The organism is Sphingomonas sp. DC4900 (assembly GCF_049896485.1).
GTDB lineage: Bacteria > Pseudomonadota > Alphaproteobacteria > Sphingomonadales > Sphingomonadaceae > Sphingomonas > Sphingomonas aquatilis.
Genome location: NZ_JAFCUK010000021.1, coordinates 33,405 through 41,671, shown reverse-complemented (window position 1 = coordinate 41,671; position 8,267 = coordinate 33,405). Strand labels below are relative to the sequence as shown.

The window sequence follows — 8,267 nt, the reverse complement described above, 5'->3', positions numbered from 1 at the left end:
ACGCCCGCCCTACGCCGCAACCAGCACGAACAGTGCGCCCGTCATACCCGTTACGCTGCTCGACGAAGGGGGTCCCTTTTGCACGCCGATAGGGGGTCCTTTTTGGACGCCGATTGACATCATGCAGTGGGGCAGGGGAGCTGCATCCGGTCGGGGTTGCGTTCCACAGCCCCCGATCGAGTTCCAGCCTGGCCAGTAGCAGCCGCTCTTCACCATCAGTCCGCCAGTCTTGAATTCGGGCCCCTGGAAATAGGCGAATACCATTTCGTCGGCACGGTCGCGCGCGGAAGGGCAGGGGCTGCCCGTCGCTTTCAGCCGGGTCCGCGCCTCTTCAAACCGTTGTTCGAGGGCGGCGTTGGCCTGGAGGAAGAGCACCGTTGCGTCGCTGCCATTCTTGGTGCCCAGCGATACCTTCCACAGCGCCTTGCCGTCGAATGCGGGGCGCAGCTTCTCGGGAATCTGTCGGCGCAGGTAATAAACGCCGGTCGAAGGGTGTTTCCAGGGTGTCGCCATGAGGGCCATTCAGTGCTCGCTGTACCTGCGAGCGGCAAAGAATGGCGTAATCGCGCGATTCTGCGCTCTTGAGCGCAGATGGTGACCCCTACGGGACTCGAACCCGTGTTTTCGCCGTGAGAGGGCGACGTCCTAGACCGCTAGACGAAGGGGCCGTGTGCGGTGGAGGGGCGCGTCTAGGCTTGGGGGCGGGGGGCGTCAAGCGGGTTTGTTGACGCCTCCCCGCACAAACCCTCGTTCAGGCGGCGGCCTTGCGGCGTTCGGCCATTTCCGTGTTCAGCATTTCGGCGAGCAGGAAGGCGAGTTCCAGGCTCTGGCCGGCGTTGAGGCGCGGGTCGCAGTGGGTGTGGTAGCGATCCGCCAGGCTCTGTTCGGTCACGTCGATCGCGCCGCCGGTGCATTCGGTGACGTTCTGGCCGGTCATCTCCGCATGGATGCCGCCGGCATGCGTGCCTTCGGCGCGGTGAACGTCGAAGAAGCCGCGCACCTCCGCCAGGATGCGGTCGAAGGGGCGGGTCTTGTAGCCGGTCGCGGCCTTCACCGTATTGCCGTGCATCGGGTCGCACGACCAGATGACGGGATGGCCTTCGCGCGTCACGGCGCGGACGAGTTTGGGCAGATGCGCCTCGATCTTGTCGTAACCATAGCGGGTGATGAGCGTCATGCGACCGGGCACACGACCCGGGTTGAGCGTGTCGAGCATGCGGAGCAGTGCGTCGGGATCGAGGCTGGGGCCGCACTTCACGCCGATCGGGTTGCCGATGCCGCGCAGGAACTCGACGTGCGCCGAATTTTCGAAGCGGGTGCGGTCGCCGATCCAGAGGAAGTGGGCGGATGTGTCGTACCAGTCGCCCGTCAGGGAATCCTGGCGTGTTAAGGCCTGTTCGAACGGCAACAGCAGCGCTTCGTGGCTGGTATAGAAATGTGTCTGCGACAGCTGCGGCACGGTTTCGGGATCGATGCCGCACGCCGCCATGAAGTCGAGCGCTTCGCCGATGCGGTCAGCGGTTTCGGCATATTTGCGGCTCCATGGGCTGCGACCCATGAAGTCGTGCGTCCAGCGATGCACCTGATGCAGATTGGCATAGCCGCCCTGCGCGAAGGCGCGCAGCAGGTTGAGGGTCGCGGCCGATTGCGAATAGGCGCGGATCATCCGCTGCGGATCGGGGATCCGGCTTTCGGGCGTGAAGGCGATGTCGTTGACGTTGTCGCCGCGGTAGCTGGGCAGTTCGACGCCGTCGATCACCTCGGTCGGCGCGGAGCGCGGCTTGGCGAACTGGCCGGCCATGCGGCCGAGCTTCACCACCGGCAGCTTCGAGGCGAAGGTGAGGACGACCGCCATCTGCAGGATCACGCGGAAGGTGTCGCGTATGTTGTTCGCGCTATGCTCGGCGAAGGATTCGGCGCAGTCGCCGCCCTGGAGCAGGAAGGCCTTGCCCTCCGCGACCTTGGCGAGCTCTGCGGTCAGGTTGCGCGCTTCGCCGGCGAAAACGAGCGGCGGAAAGCTCGCGAGCGCGTCCGTCGCGCGCGTGAGCGCCACGGCGTCGGGATAATCGGGAAGCTGGCGGGCTTCGGCGCGGGTCCAGCTGTCGGGGGCCCAGTTCGCGGCCATAATGTCGTCCTTCGGGGTGTAAACGTCGCGGCACATGCGCCCAAAACGGATTTTGCGCAATGAAGGAACGCTTGGGGGGCGTATCGATCGGCCGGTGGCGTGCTATGCAGGCGATACAGATGGAGGGGGCTATGATGCGGAAACGGCTGACGGCGGTGCTGATCGGAACGGCGATGGTGGCCGGCGCGATGGCGTCGGCCCGCGACCTACCGGTGCCGGCGGACAAGGGCTGGCGTCATGCCGAGACGGGCGTCGCCCTCATGGCGCAAAACGCGGGGCTGACGCGCACGGCGCTGACCGATGCGACGCGGGGCGAGTTCGATGTCGCCGCGCAATATTGGGCGCCGGACAAGAGCGTCACGGCGACCGTCTATATCTTTCGCCCCGCGATCGCCGACGTCGGCCTGTGGTTCGATCGGTCGCAGACGGCGCTGGAGACGCGTGCCGAGTTCCGCAATGCGGCGCCGGCAAGCGCCGATCCGCTTGCCTTCGCGCTGCCGGGTGCGACGGCGGGATCGGCGCTGCGCCAAACCTATGCCAATGCGAGTGGAGCCTATCGCAGCACGGCGCTGGCCGTCATGCCGCTGAACGGCTGGATCGTGGCGATCCGCATGAGCGCGACGACGCTGACGGCGGACAAACTTGACGCGGAGTTGCAGCAATTCATCGCGGGGGTTCGCTGGCCAAAGGTGACGGCGGCCGGCACGGCGGCGAGGCTGGTGAAGCCATGCGCGACGCCGCTGGTGTTCGGAAAGGCGAAGCAAGTGGCGGCGGGCGCGGGCGACCTGCTGATGTCCCTGATGCTGCCGGGCCTCGCTGCGAGCGAAAAGGCCAAGACGCCTGCCAAGGCCGATGACGCACCTTTATGGTGTCGGGACGGCGAAGGGCGCACCGAATATGGCGTCTATCGCAATATGCGAGCCGATCAGGGCTATACGATGGCTCTGTACGACGGCGGGCGCTCGGTGAGCGTGTTTCCCTCGATCATGGGGCAGATCGATAAGACAGGCACGTACAGCGTCTCGCTGACGGACGTCGACGGATCGACGTCGGTCCTGCCCTCGTTCAGCGCGATGCCGCAGCCCAAGCAGGTGTGGGCGGTGGTGTCGCAGGGCAAGGTGCAGGGAAAGGCGGTCGGCAAGACGATCACGCTCGATGCGAAGGCGTTGAAATAGTGCGGCGGCCGGTTCCGCTGCGTCGCGCGCTGCCGTAAGGAGCGGCGTCGAGTAAGCGTAAGGATGGTCGGCATGCGCTATGGGATTTCGTGGGCGGTCGCAGCGGCGTTGGCGGTGGCTGCTCCGGCGGTGGCGGCGGACCCGGACACCGCGGCGACGTTCGACGCGTTGCGGCAGGTCGATGGCCGGATGGCGGCGATCGCCTATCGGTTGACGACGGCCAATGCCCCGCTGTGTCGCTCGCTGGCGCCGACGCCGGGCTGGGCGATCCATAGCCTGGGGCAATATGATCCGGCCCTGCGTGACCAGGCGCGGGCGAGCTTCGGGTTCGAAACGCCGATCGCGGTCGAGGCGGTGGTGCCGGGGTCCGCGGCGGCCAAGGCGGGGGTTCGAGCCGGCGATTCGATCGAGTCGGTCGACGGTCGGCCGATCGATAGCGGCGCGCCGGGCAAGGACGCGAGCAGTGCCGCACGTGATGCGGCGGTGGAGCAGATCGCGGGGCTGCCGGCCGATCGGCCTTTGTCGGTCGAGCTGATGCGTGAGGGTCGCACCCGGACCGTGACGATCCCCGCCTCGCCGGGCTGCCGCAGCGCCTTCGAGGTGTTGCTGGGGCCGGGCATGACCGCGTCGGCCGATGGGCGGATCGTGCAGATCGGGGTCCGCTTCTTCGAACGCTATACTGATGACGAGGTGGCGGTCGTGGTCGCACATGAGCTGTCGCACAATATCCTGCGCCATGCCGCGCGGCTGGAGGCGGCAGGCGTCAAGCGCGGCCTGCTGTCCGAGGTTGGGCGCAATGGCCGGCTGTTCCGGCTGACCGAAGATCAGGCCGATCTGCTGGGCGCCTATCTGCTGCGCAACGCGGGATATGATCCGCAGATTGCGGTGCGGTTCTGGCGCGAGCATGGCGGGGATGTCGACGGCGGTCTGTTCCGCAGCCGGACGCATCCGTCATCCTCGGCGCGCGCGAAGGCGCTGGAGGCGGCGATCGCCACAATGCCGGCGGGCCATGGCTTTTACGCGCCCCCGCTGGCGGCGGAGGCGGATCGTCCGCTTCAGTAACCCGCGTCGAGGTCGGCGACGTTGCGCATCGGTTTGCCGGCGACGAAGGCCTGCACGTTTTCGAGGAAGAGCGCGGCGGCACGCTGGAACATCGTGTTCTGGCTGCGACCCGACAGATGCATCGAGATGAGGCAATTGGGCGCGCTCCACAGCGGGTGATCCGCGGGCAGCGGCTCCGGCGTGGTGGGATCGAGGAAGGCGCCGGCGATCGTCCCGGCGGTCAGCGCCGAGACCAGCGCATCCTGGTCGATCATGTCGCCGCGAGCGATGTTGATGAGCCAGGCGCTGCGCTTCATCGCCGCGAGTTGCTCCGCCCCGATCATCGTGCGGGTCGTATCGGTCGAGGGGGCGGCGAGGACGATCCAGTCGTATTCGCCGATCTGGGCCGCCCATTGGTCGGGGGCAAGCGTGCCGTCGCGGCCGGAGCGGGTAACGCCGGTGACGTCCACGCCGAAAGCGGCAAGACGCTCGCCGATCAGGCGGCCGATCGTGCCATAGCCGATGATGAGCGCGCGCGTGTCTGCCAATTCGATGCGGCCCGGCGACACCATCGGCCATTCGCGGCGATCCGCCATGCGAACGACCTCATCATAGCGCTTCGCGGCGGCGAGGATGCCGAGCAACGCATATTCGGCCACCGCAACCGCATTGATCCCGGCGCCGTTGGTGACGGTGACGCGGCGATCGCGCAGCAGGTCGAGCGGGAAGGCGTCGAGGCCCGCGTAGAGCGTCGAAACCCATTGCAGCTTCGGCCCCGCTGCGCGGATCGCCTGTTCGGTGAGGTGGGTCGGCTGCATGTCGACCCAGGCGATCGTGGCGTCGGCGATCATGCTTTCCGCTTCGGCCGGTGTGGTGAACCACATCGGCTCGACCTCGGCGGGGAGGTGCGGTTCGAGCAGGCCACGGGCGATGGCGGGCAGGACGGCCTTCACAGCGAGAGCCTCCAGTCCCAGCCCAGCGGATCACCATCCATCACCTCGACGCCGGCTGAGGCGAGTTCGTCGCGCAGCGCGTCGGAACGGGCGAAGTCCTTAGCGGCGCGGGCCTCACGGCGCTCAACGAGCGCGGCGGCGATGCCGGCTTCGTCGATCGTCGCACTGGCGGGGCGGACGCGGAGGTCTTCGCGGGAGAGGGTGAGGAGGTCGAGGCCGAGCACGGCGTCGAAGTCTTCGAGCGCGGCGAGGCGGTCGGCCGGACTGACGCGCTTGTCGGCGAGCAGTTCGTCGAGCACGGGCAAGGCCTTGGGCGTGTTGAGGTCGTCCGACAGCGCGGCGTCGAGGCGTTCGGCATAGGGTGCGGCCGAAGCGGCACCCTTGGCCTCGCCACGGGCGCGGAGGGCGGCGACGGTTTGGATCAGGCGCTTGAGGCGCGTCTGCGCGGCGGCGAGATTCTCCCACGAGAACTCCAGTTCGCTGCGATAATGCGCCTGCAGGCACATCAGGCGATAGGCGAGCGGGTGGAAGCCGCGGGCGACGAGGGCGGGCAGGGTGAGGAACTCGCCAGAAGATTTCGACATCTTTCCCGTACGATCGACGAGGAAGTTGTTATGCATCCAGAGCGTCGCACCGGTATCCGCGGTGCCGCTGATCGCCTGGTTCTGCGCGATCTCATTGGGGTGGTGGATCTCGCGATGATCGATGCCGCCGGTGTGGATATCGAAATGATCACCCAGATACTGCCGGCTCATCACCGAGCATTCGAGGTGCCAGCCCGGCGCCCCGCGACCCCAGGGGCTGTCCCACTCCATCTGGCGGTTCTCGCCCGGCGCGCTGGTGCGCCAGATCGCGAAGTCGGCGGGGTGGCGCTTGCCCTCGACGCTGTCGATGCGGCCCTCCACCGGGCCCTCATCGCGCGTGCCGGCGAGGCGGCCGTAATCGGGGACGGTGGTGGTGTCGAAATAAAGGCCGTCGGGCAGGCGGTAGCAATGTTTGTCGGCGATCGCCTGTCCGAAGGCGATCATGCCGTCGATATGGTCGGTTGCCAGCGGGAAGCGGGCGGGATCGCGGACGTTGAGGTCCTTCAGATTGGCTTTGAACGCCTGCGTGTAATGGTCTGCGATCGCCCAGATATCTTGGCCGCTCTTCTTCGCGGCGGCTTCCATCTTGTCGTCGCCGGCATCGGCGTCGCTGGTCAGATGGCCGACGTCGGTGATGTTGATGATGTGGGTGAGGCCATAGCCCTTCCACGTCAGCGTCCGGCCGAGTGTGTCGGTAAAGAGGTACGCGCGCAGGTTGCCGATATGGGCGTAGTGATAGACCGTCGGCCCGCACGAATAGATGCGGACGTTGGCGGGGTCGGCGGGCTGGAACGGCTCCGCGGCTCGGGTCAGGCTGTTGTACAGCGTCATCGGCGTCATGCGCGGGGCCATAGCGCGGGCCGAGCGATGCCGCCAAGCCTCCAGCGGTACGGCTTTATCGACGAAGGGGCAGATCGCGGCGGAGATAGACGAGCAGGTGGGCGTCCTCGCGCGGGACGCTGAGGACCTGCCGATAGGAACGCGCGAGCGTGGCGGTCATGATGTTGTGGGTCGCGGGATTCCAAGGCGCCATCGGTTCGTCCATCGTCACGATCACCGGCGGACGGGTGGCGAGGATGCGGTCCAGCTCGGCGACCTCGTCAGCCCCCGACGCGCCGCGCTCGGCGTCGTACGCGAGCGTCGAGGGGAAGGCGTAGCGCGTGGGGATGCAGGCGTCGGCGAGCAGGTACAGCACCGAATCGCCCGCGAAGACATAGGGGCAGCCGCCGCGATCGTTGGCTTTCATCACCTGGGCGACCGCGCGGGCGGAACTGGCATCGGTCGGCGGCAGCAGCACACGGGCGACGAACAGGATCAGGCCATAGCCGATCAGCGCGACCGGCGCGGCGCGGTGGCGGTCCAGCACCGGCGCGGCGATCATGGCGAGCGGCAGCATCAGCGGCAGCGCGTAATGATCGAAGAAGGCCCCGATCATCGCGAAGGCGACCAGGGCGGCGGCAAGCCAGCCGAAGGCGATCCGCCGCTCGGGCGCCATCGGGCGCTGACGAAGGGCGATCACCGTACAGACGATGAAGGGAAGCAACTGCGCGCCCGTGCCGGCGAGCCGCGCGGCGATCTTGGCGGCGGGATAGCCCTTGCGCAGCGAGACGGAGGCGAAATTGGAGAACCAGAAGGCGTCGAAAACCGCCGGGCCGCGGCGCCAATACTCCGCGACGATCAGCCCCGTCGGCAGGATACCGAGCAGCATCCATAGCAGCGCCGCGCCGACGCAGAGCCGGAGCGTGGCGCCTGCGCGGTGCAGATACCAGAGGTGGGCCGCGCCGAAGAACGCGCCTTCGACGACGGGCGTGTATTTGGTCTGGATCGCGAGGCCGGCGAGCAGGCAGGCGGCCGCGCCGTTGAGGACGATTGCGCGCGTCGCACGAGCCTCGGCCAGCACGGGCAGGCGCAGCGTCAGTACCGCGGCGCCGGCGGTGAAGAGGTTGTAGAAGACCGGCGACTGCCCCCCGCGACCGCTGAGCAGCGACAGCCACAGGATGTACGCCGCGCCCGCCATCAGGGCCGCCGCAGGCCGCGCGCCCAGCATCCGCCCGCCACGAGCCACCAGCCACGCCGCGGCGGCGGCGAACAGCGTCGCGACCAGCTGGTAGGCGAGGATGCCATCGCCGGGCAGCAGTCGGATCGCAGCGAAGATCAGGAACAGGCCGACGGGCTTGCGGTCCCACAGATCGACATAGGGCACGGCGCCGTGCAGCATCCGGTCGCCGACGAGCAGATAATATTGCTCGTCGACATGGATGATCGGGTTGCCGAAATCATGCGCACGCAGGGCGATTGCCCAGAGCAGCAGCAGCGCGAACGCCACCCATCCGGTCGACGACAGCCGTGTGTCAGGGGCGGACGATGCGCTGTGGGCCATGGCGCGCGC

Annotated in this window: 7 protein-coding genes and 1 tRNA gene; 2 read left to right on the top strand and 6 right to left on the bottom strand. The window is 67.6% G+C overall.

Features of this window, described 5'->3' with window-relative positions:
• Window positions 1–9: 9 nt before the first annotated feature.
• The 3 genes from ACP690_RS16965 to ACP690_RS16955 form a co-directional block, all read right to left on the bottom strand.
• Window positions 10–522, bottom strand: coding sequence for a DUF6538 domain-containing protein (locus tag ACP690_RS16965; RefSeq protein WP_426261736.1), 513 nt, complete (start codon window positions 520–522; stop codon window positions 10–12).
• A 70-nt stretch (window positions 523–592) separates the two neighbouring features.
• A tRNA-Glu gene (locus tag ACP690_RS16960) sits at window positions 593–668 on the bottom strand.
• Window positions 669–751: 83 nt separating this feature from the next.
• The gene (locus ACP690_RS16955) at window positions 752–2,125 is read right to left on the bottom strand and encodes a class II 3-deoxy-7-phosphoheptulonate synthase (RefSeq protein ID WP_295563640.1); all 1,374 of its coding nucleotides are present in this window, start codon (window positions 2,123–2,125) and stop codon (window positions 752–754) included.
• A 131-nt stretch (window positions 2,126–2,256) separates the two neighbouring features.
• On the opposite strand from ACP690_RS16955, the gene ACP690_RS16950 reads away from it, so the two are divergent.
• Both ACP690_RS16950 and ACP690_RS16945 read left to right on the top strand, forming a co-directional pair.
• Window positions 2,257–3,300 (top strand): hypothetical protein, encoded by a 1,044-nt coding sequence (locus ACP690_RS16950; RefSeq protein WP_426261737.1) that lies wholly within the window; start codon window positions 2,257–2,259, stop codon window positions 3,298–3,300.
• 72 nt (window positions 3,301–3,372) lie between these two features.
• Complete coding sequence (locus ACP690_RS16945) at window positions 3,373–4,362, top strand: M48 family metalloprotease (protein WP_426261738.1); 990 nt, start codon at window positions 3,373–3,375, stop codon at window positions 4,360–4,362.
• On the opposite strand, the gene ACP690_RS16940 is transcribed toward ACP690_RS16945, so the two are convergent.
• The 3 genes from ACP690_RS16940 to ACP690_RS16930 are packed head-to-tail and all read right to left on the bottom strand — an operon-like array spanning window position 4,356 to window position 8,258.
• Window positions 4,356–5,294: a D-2-hydroxyacid dehydrogenase gene (locus ACP690_RS16940; RefSeq protein WP_426261739.1), complete on the bottom strand. Its 939-nt coding sequence runs from the start codon at window positions 5,292–5,294 to the stop codon at window positions 4,356–4,358. The two genes, ACP690_RS16945 and ACP690_RS16940, sit on opposite strands and share 7 nt — an antisense overlap.
• A complete protein-coding gene (cysS, locus tag ACP690_RS16935; protein WP_426261740.1) occupies window positions 5,291–6,718 on the bottom strand; it encodes a cysteine--tRNA ligase in 1,428 nt (475 codons plus the stop codon). Before cysS ends, ACP690_RS16940 begins: the two co-directional genes overlap by 4 nt.
• 55 nt (window positions 6,719–6,773) lie before the next feature.
• Complete coding sequence (locus ACP690_RS16930) at window positions 6,774–8,258, bottom strand: hypothetical protein (RefSeq protein WP_426261741.1); 1,485 nt, start codon at window positions 8,256–8,258, stop codon at window positions 6,774–6,776.
• Window positions 8,259–8,267: the final 9 nt, after the last annotated feature.

Bases quoted from the DNA above. Each gene is read 5' to 3' on its own strand.
- ACP690_RS16965 (WP_426261736.1), bottom strand. From the start codon at position 522: ATGGCCCTCATGGCGACACCCTGGAAACACCCTTCGACCGGCGTTTAT.
- ACP690_RS16955 (WP_295563640.1), bottom strand. From the start codon at position 2,125: ATGGCCGCGAACTGGGCCCCCGACAGCTGGACCCGCGCCGAAGCCCGC.
- ACP690_RS16950 (WP_426261737.1), top strand. From the start codon at position 2,257: ATGATGCGGAAACGGCTGACGGCGGTGCTGATCGGAACGGCGATGGTG.
- ACP690_RS16945 (WP_426261738.1), top strand. From the start codon at position 3,373: ATGCGCTATGGGATTTCGTGGGCGGTCGCAGCGGCGTTGGCGGTGGCT.
- cysS (WP_426261740.1), bottom strand. From the start codon at position 6,718: ATGACGCCGATGACGCTGTACAACAGCCTGACCCGAGCCGCGGAGCCG.
- ACP690_RS16930 (WP_426261741.1), bottom strand. From the start codon at position 8,258: ATGGCCCACAGCGCATCGTCCGCCCCTGACACACGGCTGTCGTCGACC.